Annotated in this window: 16 protein-coding genes; 14 read left to right on the forward strand and 2 right to left on the reverse strand. The window is 58.3% G+C overall.

Going from position 1 to position 21,060, the window contains the following annotated elements; translation table 11 throughout:
• From CYR52_RS22705 to tssJ, 8 genes are all read left to right on the forward strand, one after another.
• Window positions 1-575, forward strand: a 575-nt coding sequence (locus CYR52_RS22705; RefSeq protein ID WP_101828934.1) for a hypothetical protein, incomplete at its 5' end; no start/stop codon positions are given.
• A 58-nt stretch (window positions 576-633) separates the two neighbouring features.
• The gene (locus CYR52_RS16075; RefSeq protein WP_101828935.1) at window positions 634-1,401 is read left to right on the forward strand and encodes a hypothetical protein; all 768 of its coding nucleotides are present in this window, start codon (window positions 634-636) and stop codon (window positions 1,399-1,401) included.
• Between the two features lie 284 nt (window positions 1,402-1,685).
• On the forward strand, window positions 1,686-1,952 hold the full coding sequence (locus tag CYR52_RS16080) for a PAAR domain-containing protein (RefSeq protein ID WP_072933541.1): 267 nt from the start codon (window positions 1,686-1,688) through the stop codon (window positions 1,950-1,952).
• 186 nt (window positions 1,953-2,138) lie between these two features.
• Window positions 2,139-3,128 carry a type VI secretion protein gene (locus CYR52_RS16085; RefSeq protein ID WP_241522426.1) on the forward strand — a complete coding sequence of 330 codons (990 nt, stop codon included), beginning with the start codon at window positions 2,139-2,141 and terminating at the stop codon, window positions 3,126-3,128.
• Complete coding sequence (locus CYR52_RS16090) at window positions 3,112-6,540, forward strand: ImcF-related family protein (RefSeq protein ID WP_101828937.1); 3,429 nt, start codon at window positions 3,112-3,114, stop codon at window positions 6,538-6,540. Before CYR52_RS16085 ends, CYR52_RS16090 begins: the two co-directional genes overlap by 17 nt.
• Window positions 6,541-6,752: 212 nt before the next feature.
• Window positions 6,753-8,516 (forward strand): type VI secretion system baseplate subunit TssF, encoded by a 1,764-nt coding sequence (tssF, locus tag CYR52_RS16095; RefSeq protein WP_101828962.1) that lies wholly within the window; start codon window positions 6,753-6,755, stop codon window positions 8,514-8,516.
• Window positions 8,480-9,574: a type VI secretion system baseplate subunit TssG gene (tssG, locus tag CYR52_RS16100; protein WP_101828938.1), complete on the forward strand. Its 1,095-nt coding sequence runs from the start codon at window positions 8,480-8,482 to the stop codon at window positions 9,572-9,574. The genes tssF and tssG overlap by 37 nt, the downstream gene beginning before the upstream one ends.
• On the forward strand, window positions 9,555-10,088 hold the full coding sequence (gene tssJ, locus CYR52_RS16105) for a type VI secretion system lipoprotein TssJ (RefSeq protein ID WP_277622369.1): 534 nt from the start codon (window positions 9,555-9,557) through the stop codon (window positions 10,086-10,088). Before tssG ends, tssJ begins: the two co-directional genes overlap by 20 nt.
• Before the next feature lie 314 nt (window positions 10,089-10,402).
• Here tssJ and araA read toward each other — a convergent pair whose 3' ends face one another.
• Together araA and CYR52_RS16120 are read right to left on the reverse strand one after the other, a co-directional pair.
• Window positions 10,403-11,908 (reverse strand): L-arabinose isomerase, encoded by a 1,506-nt coding sequence (araA, locus tag CYR52_RS16115; RefSeq protein WP_072933549.1) that lies wholly within the window; start codon window positions 11,906-11,908, stop codon window positions 10,403-10,405.
• A 52-nt stretch (window positions 11,909-11,960) separates the two neighbouring features.
• Window positions 11,961-13,670, reverse strand: a complete 1,710-nt coding sequence (locus tag CYR52_RS16120; RefSeq protein ID WP_101828939.1) for a ribulokinase — start codon at window positions 13,668-13,670, stop codon at window positions 11,961-11,963.
• Window positions 13,671-14,047: 377 nt separating this feature from the next.
• Here CYR52_RS16120 and CYR52_RS16125 point away from each other — a divergent pair, with 377 nt between their 5' ends.
• The 6 genes from CYR52_RS16125 (at window position 14,048) to CYR52_RS16150 (ending at window position 20,992) form a co-directional block, all read left to right on the forward strand.
• Window positions 14,048-15,031 (forward strand): arabinose ABC transporter substrate-binding protein, encoded by a 984-nt coding sequence (locus CYR52_RS16125; protein ID WP_072933553.1) that lies wholly within the window; start codon window positions 14,048-14,050, stop codon window positions 15,029-15,031.
• Window positions 15,032-15,102: 71 nt separating this feature from the next.
• Window positions 15,103-16,638, forward strand: a complete 1,536-nt coding sequence (gene araG, locus CYR52_RS16130; protein WP_072933555.1) for an L-arabinose ABC transporter ATP-binding protein AraG — start codon at window positions 15,103-15,105, stop codon at window positions 16,636-16,638.
• 14 nt (window positions 16,639-16,652) lie between these two features.
• On the forward strand, window positions 16,653-17,669 hold the full coding sequence (gene araH / locus CYR52_RS16135; RefSeq protein WP_072933556.1) for an L-arabinose ABC transporter permease AraH: 1,017 nt from the start codon (window positions 16,653-16,655) through the stop codon (window positions 17,667-17,669).
• A gap of 124 nt (window positions 17,670-17,793) precedes the next feature.
• A complete protein-coding gene (araC, locus tag CYR52_RS16140; protein ID WP_072933558.1) occupies window positions 17,794-18,726 on the forward strand; it encodes an arabinose operon transcriptional regulator AraC in 933 nt (310 codons plus the stop codon).
• A 100-nt stretch (window positions 18,727-18,826) separates the two neighbouring features.
• Complete coding sequence (locus tag CYR52_RS16145; protein WP_101828940.1) at window positions 18,827-19,870, forward strand: oxidoreductase; 1,044 nt, start codon at window positions 18,827-18,829, stop codon at window positions 19,868-19,870.
• Window positions 19,871-19,960: 90 nt separating this feature from the next.
• Entirely contained in the window at window positions 19,961-20,992 is a 1,032-nt protein-coding gene (locus CYR52_RS16150) for a bile acid:sodium symporter family protein (protein ID WP_101828941.1), read from the forward strand.
• The last annotated feature ends 68 nt before the right edge of the window (window positions 20,993-21,060 follow it).

Genomic DNA, 21,060 nt, shown 5'->3' on the forward strand with positions numbered 1-21,060 from the left:
TGGTAAAAGAACCCAGTTATAAAGGCATTCAAATTCCTTTGCAACAGCAAGAAAGGAGCGATATCTGGCAGGGCAAAGTGGCCATGACCGGGGGCGGGGCCTGTGGCTGGACACTGAGTAAATTTAATTTGGGCATTGAGTATATCGATGCCACCCATTTGGGTAAAGAGTTAGTTCCCGGTACGGCAGTTGGTGCTACTATTGCATTTGATGATGATGCATCACGGAATGGAAAATTTTATGATATATCAAGTGATCTATTAAAATATTCACCTAAATATTACCCGGTGATAATAAGGTGGAGTAAACAAAAAAACGGAAAAGCAGCTGATAAATTATATCTCTTTGGTAAGGAGGATGCTTTTTGGAATGTTAGGCTGTATTTAAAGAATGAAGTTACTCCTTCAGTGAGCTATCATCCAACTATTGAGGAAGGTAAAGTTGTCGAAATGCTATTTCCTTATGAAAAAAAAGAAGGAGCCATGTATGCATTTGTTTATCCTAATGGGGAAAAGGTTTTAACAACAAGTATAAAACCTGATTTTGAGAAAGTTGAGAAGCTTAATATAAAATAAAAATTATCCTTAATATAGGTTATAAAATTAACATTCTTGACCGCATAGGAAATTAATAATGTATAAGTATTTTAATGTCATGAATATTTGCCTGTATATGTTTATTCTAAGCGGATGTGTAAATGAAACTAATAGCACCTTGTCGCCTCCCCCTGAGACTAAATGGGTCAATGTTGAAGTTAAAAACCCTTCACCTTATACAAAACCCTTTCCTCTTGAGGTAACGTATATTTCCCATAAATGCCAGAAAAAAAGAATCAGCGGGTTTGATGGTTCTCTGGTAAAAGAACCCAGTTATAAAGGCATTCAAATTCCTTTGCAACAGCAAGAAGGGAGCGATATCTGGCAGGGCAAAGTGGCAATGAGCGGGGGCGGGACCTGTGGCTGGACACTGAGTAAATTTAATCTGGGTATTGAGTATATTGATGCCACCCATTTGGGTAAAGAGTTAGTCCCCGGTACGGCAGTTGGTGCCACTATTGCATTTGATGATGATGCATCACGGAATGGGCAGTTTACCTCATTTTATGGAGATATAAAATTAGAACCGAAATATTACCCTTATATAAGAGAAAGGAATATTTCTTATAGAACAAAAGAGCTTTCTCTTTTGGGGAAGGAGAGTTTTCTTAGTTATAGAGCTTTCAATTCGGAAAGAATAATTTTCTCCCCTGACTTGGATGAGAGTAAAGTTGTTAAGAACATAGAGCCTATGAAGAAAGAAAAAGGTGTTTACACTAAAATAATTTACCCTGATGGGAGTATGGTATCGGATGGAACTGTATTTCCTGATTTTGAAAAGGTTGATAAGATGAAAATTAGATAATATTTTTTATTAAAAGTAGGGGTGTGTGAATCCAGATGTGGCTTGATAATTTATAGTGAATATGAACTTCTCCTTTCGAAGATTAATAATGCGATGTCAAATGTCACGTTATATCGTAAAAGTTAATAGAAAGACTTTTTCTCTGCCACGCTAATAAAAGTGCTGTGGGCGTGAAGCTCTAACGTTTTTATCTGCCTGCAAGATAAATTTTTCCGTTATTTTTACAAGGTCACAGAAATTTTTATATATTTATTAAGCCTTAATTATTAGCTTAAAGGTGTTTTATGTTCAAAGGTCTTGTATTACTCGGTGACAAAACCACACACGGCGGTGCCGTTATTTCCGCTTCCTCTACCATGATTGTTAATGGCAAAAAGGTGGCCTTGATCGGTGATAAAGTGAGCTGCCCAATCCCTGGGCACGGCACCAACCCGATTGTTGAAGGCTCCTCAGAATGGTTCTCTGACGGCAAAGCGGTTGTGGTGAATGGTTGCCGCTGCCAGTGCGGATGCCAGGTTATCTCCAGTGCGCCGGATTGCGCGATAGGGTAAATCATGGGTTGGGATCGTCAAAAGCCGCTTACGACAGCGCCTCCCGCGCCGTTTTCCACCGGGCGCTGGTTATTCAGTGGCGGGCTGGCCGTGATTTCAGGTGGGCTGCTGTTTGTTTTACATGCCTCCGGGGCGCTGAGTATGCTGGGCGCCGTCAATATCTGGTTGTTCTCTTTAAGCCCGGTATTGCTCTGGCTGCTGACGTTCAGCCTGTGCGGCTATTTTTACGGGCGCAGGCTGGCACACGTTCAATTCCTGCAACAGGAAGCTGATTACGCGCAGCAGCAATGGACTGCCTGGGCAGAACGTTACCTCGCCGTGTTGGCAAGCTGTGTCATGCTGCCTGACCATCTCTCAGCCACACTGTTGCAGCCCGGTACGGCAGGTCTGGTGCAGCGCCAGGGGCAGGTGCGCCGTATCGATTATTTAACAGAAGATAAACCCGCCTTTGTGGCGGCGCTCGACGGTTTGCTTGCCGGTATACAGGATGCACTTCTGGCGCTGCCGCGTGAGTTGCCTCTTCAGGTCACCTTAGCCACTGATGAACCGGAAACACCGCAGGCCCTGTCCACCCTGTTTGGTCATTGCTGGCAGCAAAAGTTTCCTGGTTACGCGGAACCGGTATCGCTGAACATCATGGGCCGTTTATCTTTCCTCACTGTAGATGAACGGCTTAAGCAACCTGAAGCCACAATTCAGTTAGTTCTGATAGTGCAATTACAGGGGGGTGAAGAGTATTCCGACGGCCTGGCTGCACTCTTATTGACCAGTGATGATGCAGCACACAAATATGCCTTATCCCATCCGGCACGGTTGCTGCGCCCGATGCCGCTGGATGCGGACAATCTCATCGAAGAGCTGATGCTGTTTCTGACCACACAGGCTCAGGCGCAACGCACCATTACTATTCTTGGCGACCATGAAAAATGGGCGGCAGCATCTGCCGGGCTGACTACCACAGGAAATGCGCTGGGCACCGCCTGGCGTGCAGAAGATATTCAGATTATTGAGCGGTATTGCGGTATCCAGGGGCCATTTTCACCCTGGCTGACCGCGGCCCTGGGCGCGTATTTTGTCGGCCTCGGGCAGCGGTCATGGTTAGCGTTATCTGCCGCAGGCGCAGAAAGCGTTGTCTATACCATCACAACAGGACGTGGGGATGAACATACTGAGTAGAGTAGGGCGTATCGGAGGGAAAACCACTCTGCTGCTGGTGGTGCTGAGTGTGGCCGGCTGGTTTATCTGGCATTACGGTGAAAAAATAGGGCTCGATACTAACAGCAACAAAGTACTGGGTTTACTGGGTGCTTGTATCTTCGGCACGGCACTGTGTTTTCTTCCTGTTCTAAGAAGTCTGGTGCGTCAGCGGGCGCACCGTCAGGAAGCGAAGCAGCAACATATTTTACCGGACGGTGAAGAACGCCTGGCGCAGACCCCACCGCGCCACGTTACGGTCAATGAACTCCGTACTGCCCTGAGCCAGATTTACGGCCGTTTCTGGTTTTGCAAGATCCGTATTCTGCTGCTCACCGGCAGTGCTGCGGATGTGGAAAAACTCGCACCCGGCCTGAGCACCCATTACTGGCAGGAGGAGGCAGGCACGGTGCTGCTGTGGGGCGGTGAGCTGGCTGCGTCTGTGGACAACCGCTGGCTGGATGCCCTGCGTACCCTGCGCCGTCGTCCGGTGGATGCACTGGTCTGGGTCACGTCAGCCTTTGACCGGCGCACCACGCTGGCCTGCCGGGACACCACCCCACCGCTCAGCGCCGACAGCATGGACAGCGTGGCACAGGCGTTATCAGCCCGCTATAAACAGCTTGGCTGGCGGCTGCCGCTGTATGTCTGGTCACTGCATCAGGAGGATGAGGGGAGCAGGGAGACAGAAGGCAAGCCGGGCAACGTCCCGCGCATCACCCAGTCGATTGGCTGCCTGCTGCCTGCGGGCTGCCCGCCTGATGAGCTGGCCGCTCAGCTGGCCGGGCTGGTGCCGGGCCTGATTGCCCAGGGAACGCAGCAGACCTGCGCCGATACCAACCAGCCGTTTTTACTGCAGCTCGCGGCCCAGCTGGCCCATAACCTGGTGCCGGTCACCGCGCCGCTCAGTATGCTGCTGAACCCCTATCGTCCGTTACCGCTGGCCGGGGTGATGTTCAGCTCTGCCTCCGTCAATGCCGGGCGCAGCGTGCCCCATCACTGGGGCAAAGATAATCGCTGGGATGTGATGCTGGACTCCCTTGCCCGGCTGCCTGCCGGGCTGGCCGCAGAGAGGCTGGGTATCGCCTGGCGCAAAATGCTGGCCACCGCGGCGGCAGGCGCCATGGTGCTGTGGGGCGCGGGCATGGTGATGTCATTTTTAGTGAACCGCGATGCGATTGTGACTGCCGGGGCGCAGGTCACCCGGGCGGCAGATGCGGCGCAGCCGGTAGCGATGCGGCTGGAGGCGCAGCTCGGGTTACAGCAGAGGCTGGACACCCTCCAGTACCGGCAGCAACGGCACGCCCCCTGGTACAGCCGCTTTGGCCTGAGCCAGAACAGCGCACTGCTGGCCGCGCTCTGGCCGCGTTACGCCGCAGGCGCGCTTCCATTACTGCGGGACGCGGCAGCGCGCCACCTGGAGCAGCAGCTCACCACCCTGACACAGCTCCCGCCGGATGACCCGATGCGCGACAGCCTGATAAAACCCGCCTATGACCAGCTGAAGCTTTATCTGATGCTGGCGCGTCCGGAGAAGATGGAGGCCGACTGGTTCAGCCGCACGCTGCTGGCGGACTGGCCGCGACGGCGCGGGTTGCCGGACGGCACCTGGCAGGGAAGCGGGGCACTGCTGCTCGACTTTTATGCCCGCCACCTGCCGCAGCACCCGGCATGGCGCCTGGCACCGGATGAAGCGCTGGTCAGCCGGGTACGCACGCTGCTGGTACGCCAGATGGGGGTTCGCAACAGTGAGTCTTCGCTCTACCAGAAGATGCTGCGGCAGGTGGCCCGGCAGTATGCGGATATGCGCCTGGCAGACATGACCGGCGATACAGAGGCAGAACGCCTCTTTACCACCGGGGAAGTGGTGCCCGGCATGTTCACCCGTAAAGCCTGGGAAGAGGCCGTTGAGCCGGCGATTGAGAAGGTGGTCAGCGGCCGCCGGGAGGAGATGGACTGGGTGCTGAGTGACGGCAGACAGGCTCTGTTGCCGCAGGAGACGCCGGAGGCGCTGCAGGCGCGTCTGAAGGCGCGCTACTTTGCTGATTTTGCGGAAAGCTGGCTTGCGTTCCTTAACAGCCTGCAGTGGCAGCCGGCCGGCACGTTGTCGGAAGCGATTGACCAGTTGACCCTGATGGCAGATGTGCGCCAGTCGCCCCTGATCGCGTTAATGAACACCCTGAATATACAGGGGAAAACCGGCCAGACCGGCACGGCCCTGTCGGACTCGCTGGTAAAATCCGCGCAAAATCTGCTGAACCGTGATGAACAGCCTGTGATTGACCAGCAGGCGGGCGTGCATGGGCCACTGGCCGCGACCTTCGGCCCCTTGCTGGCGCTGACGGACACCAGCAGTGACGGGCAGGGCGATACGCGGCTGAGCCTGCACACCTTCCTGACCCGCGTCACCCAGGTGCGACTTAAACTGCAGCAGGTGGTGAACGCCGCCGACCCGCAAGCCATGACCCGCACGCTGGCGCAGACGGTGTTTCAGGGCAAAGCCGTAGACCTCACCGAAACCCGCGATTACGGCAGCCTGGTGGCCGCCGGCCTGGGTCAGGAGTGGAATGGCTTTGGGCAGACGGTGTTTGTCCGGCCGCTGGAGCAGGCCTGGCAGCAGGTACTGACGCCCGCGGCCGCCAGCCTGAATGCCCAGTGGCAGGCAGGGGTGGTGGAGGCGTGGAACAGCACCTTCGGCGGCCGCTATCCGCTGAAAAACAGCAGCAGTGAGATCTCCTTACCGCTGCTGGCGCACTACCTCAACAACGACAGCGGGCGTATCACCCGTTTTCTGCAGACCCGGCTGAACGGGGTGCTGCATAAAGAAGGCAGCCACTGGGTGCCGGACAGCATCAATGCCCAGGGGCTGCACTTTAACCCGGCGTTTTTAAGTGCCATGGACACACTGAGCCACCTGGCTGATGTGGTATTCGCGCAAGGCGAAGCAGGCCTGCATTTTGAGCTGCGTCCCGGCACAGCCCAGGGGGTGATGCAGACCGACCTGGTGATAGACGGCCGGACACTGCGCTATTACAACCAGCTTCCGGTCTGGACGCGGTTCAGCTGGCCCGGAGACACCGAGGCGCCGGGGGCGGCGTTAAGCTGGGTCAGTACCGAGGCCGGCACCCGGCAGTATGCCGACCACCCCGGTGCCTGGGGGCTTATCCGGTTGCTGGAGCAGGCAACGGTGACGCCGTATCCCGGCGTAAGCAGCAGTTTTACCCTGAACTGGCAGGCGCCGGACGGCCGGGCGCTGAACTACACCCTGCGCACCGAGGCGGGTGCCGGTCCATTGGCCTTGCTAAGGCTGCGGGACTTCGTGCTGCCGGCACACATATTTGATGTGGAGTCTACCGGCGCGGCCGACGCTGCAGACGACGAGGAGAGGTATTGATGATGATACTGAGCGCACTGCTTAACGCCTGCCACACTTTATGGATAAGTAAAATGGAATAAAAAATTATTCGGCTGTTGTATTGATGGGGTTTTTATTTTTATGCCCAACTTTTTTATTTACTGTGGCTCTGTTGCCAGCCATCAAAAAATAATGCCTCTGAATCCTCCTCCCTCTTTTGACTTTTTATTAATAAACCGACCCTGACTATGATGAAAGACCTTACCCTGCGTTATTTTGACGCCGAGATGCGCTATTTGCGTGATGCGGCAAAAGAGTTTGCGCAAACACACCCTGATCGCGCCGCTATGCTGGATCTGGATAAGCCCGGCACGCCTGACCCTTATGTAGAGCGATTATTTGAAGGCTTCGCCTTTTCGATGGGGCGGCTGCGCGAAAAAATTGATGATGATCTGCCGGAATTTACTGAAGGGCTGGTAAGCATGTTATGGCCGCATTATTTGCGTACCATTCCCTCTCTGTCCGTGGTGGCGCTGTTTCCGCACGTCCCGCTGATGAAAATGGCTGAAACCGTACCCGCAGGAACAGAAATTTATTCCCGGCCAATAGGGCCTAAACAGACCGTCTGCCGGTACCGCACGACGCGCGATACGCTGCTCACCCCCTTGACCGTGTCCAGGGTAGTGATGACCACCGAGCCGGATGGGCGCTCGGTGCTGCGCGTGCGGCTGGCGTGCAGCCCGCAGGCAGACTGGTCACAAGCCGATTTACGTCGTCTCTGTTTCTATCTGGCAGGCGATGCGGCGGTCAGCAGTGCGTTACATCTGGCGCTGACCCGGCACCAGGTCGCGCTTTACCTGCGGTTGCCTGAACAAACTGACAGGATAAAACTGGATGGGTGGTTCTCGCCTGGTGGGTTTGCGGATGATGATTTGCTGTGGCCAAAGGGAGAGAGCGCCTTCACCGGCTACCAGTTGCTGTTGGAATATTTCACCTTTCGTGAAAAGTTTATGTTTGTACATCTCAATGGGCTGGAGACGGTGTCGCTGCCTGCCGGCATTACGCACCTGGATATTGAGGTGGTGTTTAATCATCAATGGCAAAACGATCTGCCGGTAACAGACGAGGCGCTTTACCTGCATTGTGTGCCGGTCATTAATCTGTTTTCTCTGGAGGCTGATCCCCTGCTGATTAATGGCCTGGAAAGCGAATATCTGCTGCGCCCGCGTCGTCTGCAGGACGGACATACCGAAATTTACTCGGTTGATGCCGTGACCGGCTCACAACGTACTTCAGATGCCGCCTACGTGCCCTTTACCAGTTTCCGGCACCAGGGCGGCATGCAGCGCCGGCATGCACCAGAACGCTATTACCATACACGGGTAAAACGGGGGGTGACCGGGCTGTATGATACCTGGTTGATCCTGGGCGGCCAGCAGTGGGAGGCAGACAGGCAATTCGTACATGAGACGATCTCCCTGAAAATTACCGGCACCAACGGCCAGTTACCGCGTAAGGCGTTGCAGAGCACGTTACTTGACCGTTGCGAAGCCGTCTTACAGACCCCGTTGAGCGTACGTAATCTCTGTAAGCCGACTCTGCCTGCCTATCCCCCGGCAGAAGATCGCTTCCAGTGGCGGATATTGAGCCACCTGGGTTCAAGTTACCTCAATCTGATGAGCAGTGCGAAAGTGCTGCGCGGTACGCTGGCGTTATATAACTGGCACGGTGATGAACTCAATAACCGGCGGCTTGATGCCATTCTTGAGGTACGGCAGCACCAGATCCAGCGTTTTGAAAAAGGCTTTCTGCTGCGGGGAATCGATATAGAGGTAACGCTGGACGGTAACGGGTTCACCGGCGAAGGTGATATTCATCTGTTCGGTGAGATGCTCAATCGATTCTTTGCCCTCTATGCCGATATTCACTTATTTAACCAGCTTACCCTTATTGTTCAGCCACAGGGCAAATGTATCCGATGGAAAGAGAACCACAACTCACGCCTGCCCGGTTAATTGAGCAGATGCGCGATAAACTGCCTTATACCCAGTTTTATCGCTTCTGTTGGTTGCTGGAGCAAAGCCAGCCAACGGCGCCTGCGCTGGGCAGCCACTGGCAGGTCAGACACGACCCGGTGCGTTTTCGTCCTGATCCAGGCATGGGGTTTCCGGCCAGTGAATTTAAGCGGGTGGAAATGCCGGAGCACCCGCACCTGCCGCCGACCATTCGCACCACCTTTATGGGGCTATATGGGGTGGAGTCACCACTACCCACCGCGTATATCGATGATATTGCCCAGCGCAGGGAGGGGTATGAGGCAGTCAGCGATTTTCTGGATATCTTTAATCACCGGCTGATTACGCAGTTCTACCGCATCTGGCGAAAGTATTCTTATCCGGCAACGTTTTCACCCGGCGGTACAGATACAACGTCGCAGTATCTGCTGAGCCTGTGCGGTCTGGGTATTGAGGGGTGCGCACAGGAAGTGAATACACCGGTTTCCCGCTTCCTGGCGTTAACCGGCATGATGCGCCTGCCTACACGCACCACCGAGGGCCTGGTCGCACTGGTTGCACTGCTCGCGCCGGAGACAAACGCGCAGGTTATCCCGCATGACCGGTGCCGCATACCGTTACGTCATCCGCTTGCCGTGAGCGCGCGTGACCCCGTCAGTCTGTGTACCAGCCCGGTTATGGGCAGCCACGCGGTGGAGGTCAACAGCCAGGTATTACTGCATCTCAAGACAGATAACGCTGACGAAGCCAAAGAGTGGCTGCCGGGCGGGCAACTGCATACCGATTTGCTCGCATTGCTGCATGTCTATCTGGGGGCACGGCTGCATGTGCGTTTACAGCTTTCCCTGGCACGCTCGCTGCTGCCTGATGCACAACTTTCTTGCCGGCCTGAAAGCAGGGGTGTGCTGCTGGGCAGAACCGCGGTGATGCGGGCACCACGTACAGCGGCCACTCAACATAACACTGACATTATCACCATTAATCTGGGCCGTTATCAGCGCGTTCAGGAAAATTTTCACCGAAGGGAGATCGATGAACATGGCGATTATCGCTGGTAAACCTCATTTGACATTATTGATGTTGGCCATCATACCCGTCTTAAGCGGGTGCGGGCTGACCCAACAGGTCAGTGACGGGACTGTCGCGGTGACAAAATCTATTTTTTATAAACAGGTTAAAACACTGCATCTGGATATCCGGGCGCGCGACGCGATAAACAATAATGCAGCAGGTGCTCCGCTGGCGACGGTAGTGCGTATCTATCAGCTCAAAGATCGCGCCGTATTTGACGGAACCGATTATCCCTCACTGTTTGCCAAAGACAGCCAGGCCCTCAGCGCCGATCTGGTCGCAGAAAAAGATATCCGGCTGCGGCCAGGTGCAGCCGTGGCCATCGATATGCCGATGGACGAAAAAGCGCAATATGTGGCGGTAGCCGGAATGTTTCTGTCACCTGACATTGCGGGTAATAGCTGGCGGGTGGTACTGAGCCGCGACGACCTTGATCCGGATAAGGCACGCCATATTGAACTGAATCACCATGGAATGACCCTGCTGCCGGAGAAAAATTAGTGAACACATACAACGGCCCATCATTTTATGAAGCCCTGCCCGGCAATTTCTCGGGTGGGCTTGATCTTCATCAGGTCATTCTTTCGATGCACGACAATATGCACGCATCCTGAACTGCCGCGTGGGCATGTTGAGCCTTGTCCGGGCACCGCCCCGGAATAGATGACGTGCTGGCAGACATACGGGTATTAATTACAAAAGGATTATCGTAAAAAATAAGGCCGGTCACGTTAAGTGATTGGCCTTATTTTTTTATTCTCTTTTTGCGTGTTCAGTTTTATATACCAGCCGCTGACCTCCGCGGCCGGGCAGGCTTATTTGGCGCAGATCTTGTAGTAGACCTCATTCCAGCGCAGCGCGTCCTTGAAGGCCGGCAGCGTGGTCTGGTTGTCAATCACCAGCAGTTCGATATTGTGCATCTCTGCGTACAGGCGCATATGCTCCAGGTTCAGCGCCTGGCTGAACACCGTGTGGTGTGCGCCGCCGCCGAGGATCCAGGCTTCCGCCGCGGTCGGCAGGTCCGGCTGAGCTTTCCAGATAGCGCGCGCCACCGGCAGTTTCGGCAGCGGGTGCGGCTGCTCCACGGTATCGACCACGTTGACCAGCAGGCGGAAACGGTCACCCATGTCGATCACGCTGGCGTTCAGCGCCGGGCCGGCCGGGGTGGAGAAGATCAGGCGCGCCGGGTCCGCTTTGCCGCCGATGCCGAGGTACTGGGCGTCGAGGGTCGGTTTCTGCTCTTTGGCGATGCTCGGGCAGACTTCCAGCATGTGCGAGCCGACCACCAGATCGTTGCCGCTCTGGAAGTTGTAGGTGTAATCCTCCATAAAGGAGGTGCCGCCTTCCAGCCCGCTGGCCATCACTTTCATGATGCGCAGCAGCGCGGCGGTTTTCCAGTCACCTTCGCCGCCGAAGCCGTAACCTTTCTGCATCAGGCGCTGTACCGCCAGGCCCGGCAACTGCTGCATCCCCCACAGGTTTTCGAAGTTGGTGGTAAAGGCACGGAAGTTGCCCTGTTCCAGGAAGCGGGTCATGCCCAGCTCAATGCGCGCCGCGTCCAGCAGGTTTTCCCGTTTGTCGCCGGTGGATTTCACCGCGTCGGTGAGCGTGTAGCTCGCCTCATACTCCTCGATCAGCGTATCGACATCGCCTTTGCTGACTTCATTGATCACACTGACCAAATCGCCGATGCCGTAGGCGCTGACGCTGTAGCCGAACTGGATCTGTGCGCCGACTTTGTCCCCTTCGGTCACGGCCACTTCACGCATGTTGTCGCCGAAGCGCGCCACTTTCAGCTGCTGGCTCTCCTGGCGGGCGGCGGCCACGCGCATCCACTGGGCGATGCGGCGGTGGGATTCGCCGTCCTGCCAGTGCCCGGCGATCACGCTGTGCTGCTGGCGCATCCGCGCGCCGATGAAACCGAACTCACGGCCGCCGTGCGCGGTCTGGTTCAGGTTCATAAAGTCCATGTCCATGGTTTCCCACGGTACCTGGGCGTTGAACTGGGTATGGAACTGCAACAGCGGCTTGTTGAGGATGCTCAGCCCGGCGATCCACATCTTGGCCGGGGAGAAAGTGTGCAGCCAGGTGATGATGCCGATACAGTCGTTCTGGTAGTTGGCGTCGCGGCAGATGGCGGTGATCTCATCCGGCGAGGTGCCGAGCGGTTTCAGCACCAGTTTCACCGGCAGGCCGGCCTCTTTGTTCAGGCTGTTGACCACCTGCTCGGCGTTCTCCTTGACCTGGCGCAGGGTTTCCGGCCCATACAGGTGCTGGGTGCCGATCACAAACCATACTTCTTGCTGTTTAAATGCGTCCATTTTCAACTCCTGACAAAAAAGGGGGGCGGGTGACGGGCACCCGCCGGAAAAATTAGGCAAGGGGTTCCGCCACCGGGGCGGCAGGCTGGGCCGGGGCGTGGGCGAAACGCGGCTCGGCGGCGGCGCACCACTGCTGGTAACGCTCATACAGGCGCTGGAACTCCGCGACCCGCACCGGGTCGGGTTGCAGCGTGCGTTCGATGGCGCAGGCCATCTGCTGCTGGGCGTCCGGCACGCTGGCGTACTCGCCGGCGGCTACCGCGGCAAAGATCGCCGCACCCAGCGCACAGCATTGGTCAGAGGCGACAATCTGTAGCGGGCGGTTCATCACATCGGCGCACACCTGCATGATCACCGGGGATTTGCGGGCGATGCCGCCCAGCGTCAGCACGTTTTCCACCGGGATGCCCTGTTGTTCGAAGCACTCCATGATGGCGCGCGCGCCGAAGGCCGTGGCCGCGATAAAGCCGCCGAACAGTGCCGGGGCCTCGGTGCCGAGGTTCAGGTCAGTGATCACACCTTTCAGGCGCTGGTTGGCATTCGGGGTGCGGCGGCCGTTGAACCAGTCCAGCACCAGCGGCAGCGTCTCGAGCGACGGGTCCTCCGCCCAGGCGCGGGTCAGTGACGGCAGCAGATCCGCTTCAATCTGTTTCAGCTGCGGGGCCAGCGCCGGGTTGGCGGCGGCGGCCTGTTTCAGCGGCCAGCTCAGCAGGCGGCTGAACCAGGCGTACATGTCGCCGAAGGCGGATTGCCCGGCCTCCATGCCGATCATCCCCGGCACCACGCTGCCGTCCACCTGGCCGCAAATCCCGGCGATGGCGCGGTCGTTGACGCGCTCTGCATCCGCCAGCAGGATGTCGCAGGTGGAGGTGCCGATCACCTTCACCAGCGTATAGGGTTGCGCCCCGGCGCCCACGGCACCCATGTGGCAGTCAAACGCGCCGCCGGAGAGCACCACGCTCTGCGGCAGGCCGAGGCGTTCTGCCCATTCGGCGCTCAGGGTGCCGACCGGCACCTCCGCGGTAAAGGTGTCGGTGAACAGCGGGTAGGGCAGGTTCTCCACCAGGCACGGGTCGAGCGCTTCAAAGAAGTCACGCGGCGGCAGGCCATCCCACGACGGGTGCCACAGCATTTTGTGGCCGGCACTGCAACGCCCGCGCAGCAGGTCGCCCGGCGCGGTTTTCCCGGCCAGCAGCGCCGGTACCCAGTCGCACAGCTCCACCCAGGAGGCGGCGGCGTCACGCACGGCGGCATCCTGGCGGGAAACATGCAGGATCTTGGCCCAGAACCACTCAGAGGAGTAGACGCCGCCGATGTAACGGGTGTAATCCGGGAAGCGGCCGCTGCGGCACAGGCGGTTGATCTCTTCGGCTTCTTCAATCGCCGTGTGGTCTTTCCACAACACGAACATGGCGTTCGGGTTGTCAGCAAATTCAGGGCGCAGCGCCAGCACGCGGCCTTCGGCATCCACCGGGGCGGGCGTCGAGCCGGTGGAATCCACGCCGATGCCGACCACCGCCGCGCGTTGTTCTGCACTTAAGCGGTTGACCACGTTGCGAAGAGCCTGCTCCATCGCCTCGATATAGTCGAGCGGGTGGTGGCGGAACTGGTTGTGCGCCGGGCGGCAGTAGCGGCCCTCCTGCCAGCGTGGGTAGTACACGACATCCGTCTCGAGTTCAGTGCCCCGTTGGCAATCCACTGCCAGCGCGCGTACCGAATCGCTGCCGAAATCAAGGCCGATAGCAATGGCACCTTGCGTCATTCTGGGTACTCCTTTGGTTCTCAGGGTAAGTGCTGACTACCATAGGAGCGTGGGGGGGCGCAGGGTGAGGAGCCGCTTGCTGCAAGTATGCACTTTCCTGCTTCTTTGAATGTTTCTGTGATGTCAGTCAAAAGTTAATGGTTGGCTAAATTTGCTATATCTATGCACTTTCCTGCTGTAATCCCCAGATGTGATAGCGCTCTACATTTTGCGTCTTGATTCCCGTTAAAACTTACCCCGTCTTACAGAGGGTGTGCGGCCGCAATGCGCCTGAACCGGGCACTCACGGCAAGCCCACCCCGTTTTACCTCTACTGATAGCGTTTTCACACCGCCCGTTGCACCGGGTGAACAACACCAATAAGACCGGAGAGCATCATGCATAAATTCACTAAGGGACTCGCTGCCGTCGCGCTGGCTGCGGTTATGTCACATTCAGCTATCGCCGAAACCATGAAACTCGGTTTCCTGGTCAAGCAGCCCGAGGAGCCGTGGTTCCAGACGGAGTGGAAGTTCGCTGATAAAGCGGGCAAAGATCTCGGCTTTGATGTGATCAAGATTGCGGTGCCGGACGGCGAGAAAACGCTGAACGCCATTGACAGCCTGGCCGCCAGCGGCGCGAAAGGGTTTGTCATCTGCACGCCGGACCCGAAACTTGGCTCGGCCATCATGGCGAAGGCGCGCAGCTATGACCTGAAAGTGATCGCGGTGGATGACCAGTTCGTGACCGCCAAAGGCAAACCGATGGAAACCGTGCCGCTGGTGATGATGGCCGCCACCAAGATTGGCGAACGCCAGGGGCAGGAGCTGTATAAAGAGATGCAGAAGCGCGGCTGGAACGCGGCTGAAACCGGCGTGATGGCCATCACCGCCGACGAGCTGGACACCGCCCGCCGCCGCACCACCGGCTCAATGGACGCGCTGAAAGCCGCCGGGTTCCCGGAAAAACAGATCTACAAAATCCCGACCAAATCCAATGACATCCCCGGCGCGTTTGATGCCGCCAACTCGCTGCTGGTGCAGCACCCGGAAGTGAAAAACTGGCTGATCATCGGCATGAATGACAACACCGTGCTGGGCGGCGTGCGCGCCACCGAAGGCCAGGGCTTCAAAGCGCCGAACGTGATCGGCATCGGCATCAACGGCGTGGACGCGGTCAGCGAACTCTCCAAAGCGCAGGCCACCGGCTTCTACGGCTCACTGCTGCCAAGCCCGGACATCCACGGCTACAAGAGCATCCAGATGCTGCATGACTGGGTAGAAAAAGGCGCTGAACCGGCCAAATTCACCGAAGTCACCGACGTGGTGCTGATCACCCGTGACAACTTCAAACCGGAATTGCAGAAGAAAGGGCTGATGTGATCCTGCGGCGGCCGTCACGGCCGCCGTTTCCCGCACCCGAACCTGTTCCTGTTACCCATGAGGTCAATGCCATGACAACGCAGTCGCCCTACCTGGAGTTTTGCGCCATCGGCAAGCAATTTCCGGGCGTGAAAGCGCTGGACGACATCAGCTTCCACTGCCGCGCCGGTGAGATCCACGCCCTGATGGGCGAAAACGGCGCCGGTAAATCCACGCTGCTGAAGATCCTCAGCGGCAATTACACCCCGACCAGCGGCGAAATCCGCCTGAAAGGGCAACCGGTCGCCTTCAGCTCCACCACCGACGCGCTGAACGCCGGGGTCGCCATCATCTACCAGGAACTGCACCTGGTGCCGGAGATGACGGTGGCGGAGAACATCTACCTCGGCCAGTTGCCGCAAAAGCGCGGGCTGGTGAACAAAAAACTGCTGCGTTATGAGGCGGAGTTGCAGCTGAAACACCTGGGGCTGGAGATTGACCCGGACACCCCGCTGAAATACCTCTCCATCGGCCAGTGGCAGATGGTGGAGATCGCCAAGGCGCTGGCGCGCAACGCCAAAGTGATCGCCTTTGACGAACCGACCAGCTCGCTCTCCGCCCGCGAGATTGAGCAGCTGTTCCGCGTGATCCGTGAATTGCGCGCCGAAGGGCGGGTGATTTTGTATGTGTCGCACCGCATGGAGGAGATCTTTGCGCTGAGCGACGCCATCACCGTGTTCAAAGACGGGCGCTATGTGCGCACCTTTGACGACATGGCGCAGGTGGACAACGAAAAACTGGTGCAGGCGATGGTGGGGCGTGACCTCGGTGACGTCTACGGCTACTCGCCGCGCCCGCACGGCGCGGTGCGCCTGAAAGTCGATAACGTGAAAGCGCCCGGCGTCCGGACGCCCATCTCGCTCGAGGTGCGCGCCGGGGAGATTGTCGGCCTGTTCGGGCTGGTGGGGGCCGGGCGCAGTGAGCTGATGAAAGGGCTGTTTGGCGGCACGCGCATCACCGGCGGCCAGCTTTCGCTCGACGGCCAACCGCTCACCATCCGCTCGCCGATTGACGCCATCCGCGCCGGGATCATGCTCTGCCCGGAAGACCGCAAAGCGGACGGCATCATCCCGGTGCATTCGGTGCGTGAAAACATCAACATCAGCGCCCGGCGCAAAACCCTGACCGCCGGTTGCCTGATCAACAACGGCTGGGAAAGTGCCAACGCGGACAAGCATATCCGTGGGCTGAACATCAAAACGCCGACCGCCCACCAGCTGATCATGAACCTCTCCGGCGGCAACCAGCAAAAGGCGATTTTAGGCCGCTGGCTGTCGGAAGAGATGAAAGTGATCATGCTCGATGAGCCGACGCGCGGCATTGATGTCGGGGCCAAACATGAGATTTACCACGTGATCTATGAGCTGGCGAAACAGGGCATTGCCGTGCTGTTCGCCTCCAGCGATCTGCCGGAGGTGCTGGGCCTGGCCGACCGGATCCTGGTGATGCGGGAAGGCGCGCTCTCCGGCGAGCTGACCCACGACGAGGCCACCGAAGAGAAAGCGCTCAGCCTGGCGATGCTGCGCACCCCTGATATTGCCCCCGATGCCGCTGCGGCGGTTGCCTGATTGAGGAATGCATGATGTCCAGTGTTACCACGCCTGCTATGAAAACAAAAAGCCTTAAGCCGGAAAATGGCCCGGTAAAAGCCCGTGGCCTTGGCCTCTCCCGCGTCTGGGACAGCTACGGCATGTTGGTGGTGTTTGCCGTGCTGTTTATTGCCTGTGCGGTGTTTGTGCCGAACTTTGCCTCGTTCATCAACATGAAAGGGCTGGGGCTGGCGATTTCGATGTCCGGGATGGTGGCGTGCGGGATGCTGTTCTGCCTCGCCTCCGGGGACTTTGACCTCTCCGTCGCCTCCGTCATCGCCTGCGCCGGGGTCACCGCGGCAGTGGTGATTAACCTGACGGAAAACCTCTGGATCGGCGTTGCCGCCGGGATGGGGCTGGGCCTGATCTCCGGGCTGGTCAACGGCTTTGTCATCGCCAAACTGAAGATCAATGCGCTGATCACCACGCTCGCCACCATGCAGATTGTGCGCGGGCTGGCCTACATCATCTCTGACGGCAAAGCGGTCGGCATTGAGGATGAGCGCTTCTTCGCGCTGGGCTACACCAACTGGTTCGGCCTGCCGGCACCGATCTGGATAACCGTCGGTTGTTTGATCCTGTTCGGGTTCCTGCTGAATAAAACCACCTTTGGCCGCAACACGCTGGCGATCGGCGGCAACGAGGAAGCCGCTAGGCTGGCCGGGGTACCGGTGGTGCGCACCAAAATCATCATCTTTATCCTCTCCGGGCTGGTATCCGCCGCGGCAGGCATCATCCTCGCCTCGCGCATGACCAGCGGCCAGCCGATGACCTCTATCGGCTATGAGCTGATCGTGATCTCCGCCTGCGTGCTGGGCGGCGTGTCGCTGAAGGGCGGCATCGGCAAAATCTCCTACGTGATTGCCGGTATCCTGATCCTCGGCACGGTGGAAAACGCCATGAACCTGCTGAATATTTCGCCGTTCTCGCAGTATGTGGTGCGCGGCGCCATCCTGCTGGCAGCGGTGATTTTTGACCGCTACAAACAAGCGGCCAAGCGCACGGTTTGATGCTGCAAAGGTGAACAAACCCGCATCTTGTTCACAATTTCATAACCTTATCGGGCGGCAGGCTTGTCGCCCGGTAGACTTGTCTGCACTCTGCTAAGTTAACGCGTTGATGTTGGAGGCTCAGATGTATCACCGCATGATCCAGGAACCGCAACCAAACCCGCTGCTGCCGGGGTATAACTTCAATGCTTATTTAGTCGCCGGGCTGACGCCGATCATGGCCGAGGGCCCGCTTGATTTCTTTGTTGACCGGCCGGGCGGCATGAAAGGTTACATCCTTAACCTGACCATCAAAGGGCAGGGCAAAGTGTTTGACGGCGAACAGACCTTCTATTGCAACCCCGGTGACCTGCTGCTGTTCCCGCCGAAAGCCTCACACCATTATGGCCGTTCCGCCAACAGCGACTGCTGGTACCACCGCTGGGTCTATTTCCGCCCGCGCGCCTACTGGGCCGACTGGCTGGAGTGGCGCAGCAAAACCAATGACGTCGGGCGGCTCACGCTGCCGGACAACACCCTGCTGCTGGAGTTCGACCGGCTGTTTGCCAACATTGAGCAGACCCAGCGCTCCGGCCGCCGCTTCTCCGAGGAGCTGGGCATGAACCTGCTGGAGCGCCTGCTGCTGAGGGCGATGGAAGAGGATCCGCAAAGCCCGCAGAAAATCCTCGACCCGCGGGTGATTGAAGCCTGCCAGTTCATCACCGGCAACCTGGCGGGGGAGTTGCGGATTGATGAGGTGGCGCGCCACGTCTGTTTGTCACCGTCACGGCTGGCGCACCTGTTTCGCGAGCAGGTCGGCATCAATATCCTGCGCTGGCGGGAAGACCAGCGGGTGATCCGCGCCAAGCTGCTGTTGCAGACCACCCAGGAGTCGATCGCCACCATCGGCCGCGTGGTGGGCTACGACGACCAGCTCTACTTCTCCCGCGTGTTCCGCAAGCGGGTCGGCGTCAGCCCCAGTGATTTCCGCCGCCGCAGCACCGAGATTAACTACCCGGCACGCCCCTACCGGGAACGCCCGTGGCCGGAACAGGAGGTCGCCGGTTACCGCTATTAGCCGTTGCTGATGTTAAAATCAGTTAACAATTAATTTACTCTTGTTCTGCCGCCTGTCATGGTGTCAAATCGTGACAGGTTACTGTTCAAGAGGATGTGAAATGGCTGAAAAAATTCGTGTCGGGCTGGTGGGTTACGGCTATGCCAGTAAAACCTTCCATGCGCCATTGCTGGCGGGAACGCCGGGCCTGGAGCTGGCGGCGGTCTCCAGCAGTGACGCCGGGAAGGTCGCGGCGGACTGGCCTTCGCTGAAGGTGGTAAAAGACCCGCAGGCCCTGTTTGATGACCCCACTATCGATCTGATGGTGATCCCCACCCCAAATGAAACCCACTTCCCGCTGGCGCAGGCGGCACTGACCGCCGGTAAACATGTGGTGGTGGACAAACCCTTTACCGTGACGCTGGCGCAGGCGCGCGAGCTGGAGAAACTGGCGGGCCTTACCGGCAAGGTGCTGTCGGTGTTCCATAACCGCCGCTGGGACAGCGACTTCCTGACGCTGAAATCGCTGATCGGCGAAGGCAGCCTCGGCGACATCGTCTATTTTGAATCCCACTTTGACCGCTACCGCCCGGAAGTCCGCAACCGCTGGCGCGAAGGCGGCGGCCCCGGCAGCGGCATCTGGTTTGATCTCGGCCCGCACCTGATTGACCAGGCGCTGCAACTGTTCGGCATGCCGGACAGCCTCTACGTTGACCTCGGTATGCTGCGCCCCAACGCCCGCGCCGTGGACTACTTCCACGCCATCCTCAGCTACCGTAACCTGCGCGTGGTGCTGCACAGCACCGTGTACGCCGCGGCCGAAACCCCGCGCTTCACCGTGCAGGGCACCGCGGGCAGCTACGTGAAATTTGGCCTCGACCCGCAGGAAGATCGCCTGAAAGCGGGTGAGCGCCTGCCGCAGGAGGATTGGGGCTATGACATGCGTGACGGCGTGCTGACGCTGGCGCATGACGGCATCATGGCGGAAAAGTCCGTGCTGACGCTGCCGGGCAACTACCCGGCCTACTATGCGCAGGTGCGTGACGCCATCAATGGGCAGGGCAATAACCCAGTCACCGCTGCGGACGCGATCCGGGTGATGGAGCTGATTGAGCTGGGGCTGGAGTCGGCCGGCCAAAAACGCGCCTTGCCGGTCAGGGCGTAATCATGATGCAGGTGCCGGTACGCCGGTGCCTGTTTTTTTTGGGGCTGTGTGCGTTAAAGCGCGTTAATTTACGATGGAAGGGAATGTGTCATGTCCTGGTTGCAACGTCTGCGGGTAGACACCTTTTTGCTGGTTCTGGTGGGGGTAGTGATCATCGCCTCCCTGTTCCCGTGTGAAGGCAACACCAAACTCTTTTTTGAATACCTGACCACCGCAGCGATTGCGCTGCTGTTCTTTATGCACGGCGCGAAGCTGTCACGCGAGGCGATTATCGCCGGGATGGGCCACTGGCGGCTGCATCTGGTGGTGTTCCTCAGCACCTTTGCCCTGTTCCCGCTGCTGGGGCTGGCGATGAAAGCGCTGGTGCCGGTGGGCATCCTGACGCCGACCGTTTACCTCGGCTTCCTGTACCTCTGTGCGCTGCCTGCCACCGTGCAGTCGGCCATTGCCTTTACCTCGGTGGCGGGCGGGAACGTCGCGGCGGCGATTTGCAGCGCCTCTGCCTCCAGCATCCTCGGCGTGTTCCTGTCGCCGCTGCTGGTCGGCGCGCTGATGCAGACCCAGGACGGCGGCAACAGCCCGGACATCCTGCACGCCATTGAGTCGATCATCCTGCAACTGATGGTGCCGTTTGTGGTGGGCCACCTGTCGCGCCCGTTGATCGCCAACTGGGTGCAGCGCCACAAAAAGCTGGTGAACATCACTGACCGCTCCTCGATCCTGCTGGTGGTCTACACCGCGTTCAGTGCGGCGGTGGTGGAAGGGATCTGGCAGCAGATTGACGGCTGGTCACTGCTGTCGATTCTGGTGATGTCGCTGGTGCTGCTGGCGATTGTGCTGGTGATCAACACCTGGGCCGCGCGGCTGCTGAAGTTCAGCACGGCCGATGAGATAACCATTGTGTTCTGCGGCTCCAAGAAAAGCCTGGCGAACGGCATCCCGATGGCCAACGTGCTGTTCCCGGTGGCGGCGGTCGGCGCGATGGTGCTGCCGCTGATGATTTTCCACCAGGTGCAGCTGATGGTCTGTTCGGTGCTGGCCGCCCGCTATGCGCGCCGTACCGCGGCAGAGCAGGCTGCCGCCGCCCCGGCACCGGCGGTGAAAAGCCCGGCGCGCCGTTAACGCTCTTCTCATAGCGCGCCATTAACACGACTCGCCCGGCGCGCCGTTAACCCCTTTCTCCCGGCGGG

The sequence above is a fragment of the Chimaeribacter arupi genome, from assembly GCF_002858805.1.
GTDB classification, from domain to species: Bacteria; Pseudomonadota; Gammaproteobacteria; order Enterobacterales; family Enterobacteriaceae; genus Chimaeribacter; species Chimaeribacter arupi.

Coding starts and splice junctions, on each gene's coding strand:
- CYR52_RS16075 (WP_101828935.1), top strand. CDS start 634: ATGTATAAGTATTTTAATGTCATGAATATTTGCCTGTATATGTTTATT.
- CYR52_RS16080 (WP_072933541.1), top strand. CDS start 1,686: ATGTTCAAAGGTCTTGTATTACTCGGTGACAAAACCACACACGGCGGT.
- CYR52_RS16090 (WP_101828937.1), top strand. CDS start 3,112: ATGAACATACTGAGTAGAGTAGGGCGTATCGGAGGGAAAACCACTCTG.
- tssF (WP_101828962.1), top strand. CDS start 6,753: ATGAAAGACCTTACCCTGCGTTATTTTGACGCCGAGATGCGCTATTTG.
- tssG (WP_101828938.1), top strand. CDS start 8,480: ATGGAAAGAGAACCACAACTCACGCCTGCCCGGTTAATTGAGCAGATG.
- tssJ (WP_277622369.1), top strand. CDS start 9,555: ATGGCGATTATCGCTGGTAAACCTCATTTGACATTATTGATGTTGGCC.
- araA (WP_072933549.1), bottom strand. CDS start 11,908: ATGGACGCATTTAAACAGCAAGAAGTATGGTTTGTGATCGGCACCCAG.
- CYR52_RS16120 (WP_101828939.1), bottom strand. CDS start 13,670: ATGACGCAAGGTGCCATTGCTATCGGCCTTGATTTCGGCAGCGATTCG.
- CYR52_RS16125 (WP_072933553.1), top strand. CDS start 14,048: ATGCATAAATTCACTAAGGGACTCGCTGCCGTCGCGCTGGCTGCGGTT.
- araG (WP_072933555.1), top strand. CDS start 15,103: ATGACAACGCAGTCGCCCTACCTGGAGTTTTGCGCCATCGGCAAGCAA.
- araH (WP_072933556.1), top strand. CDS start 16,653: ATGTCCAGTGTTACCACGCCTGCTATGAAAACAAAAAGCCTTAAGCCG.
- araC (WP_072933558.1), top strand. CDS start 17,794: ATGTATCACCGCATGATCCAGGAACCGCAACCAAACCCGCTGCTGCCG.
- CYR52_RS16145 (WP_101828940.1), top strand. CDS start 18,827: ATGGCTGAAAAAATTCGTGTCGGGCTGGTGGGTTACGGCTATGCCAGT.
- CYR52_RS16150 (WP_101828941.1), top strand. CDS start 19,961: ATGTCCTGGTTGCAACGTCTGCGGGTAGACACCTTTTTGCTGGTTCTG.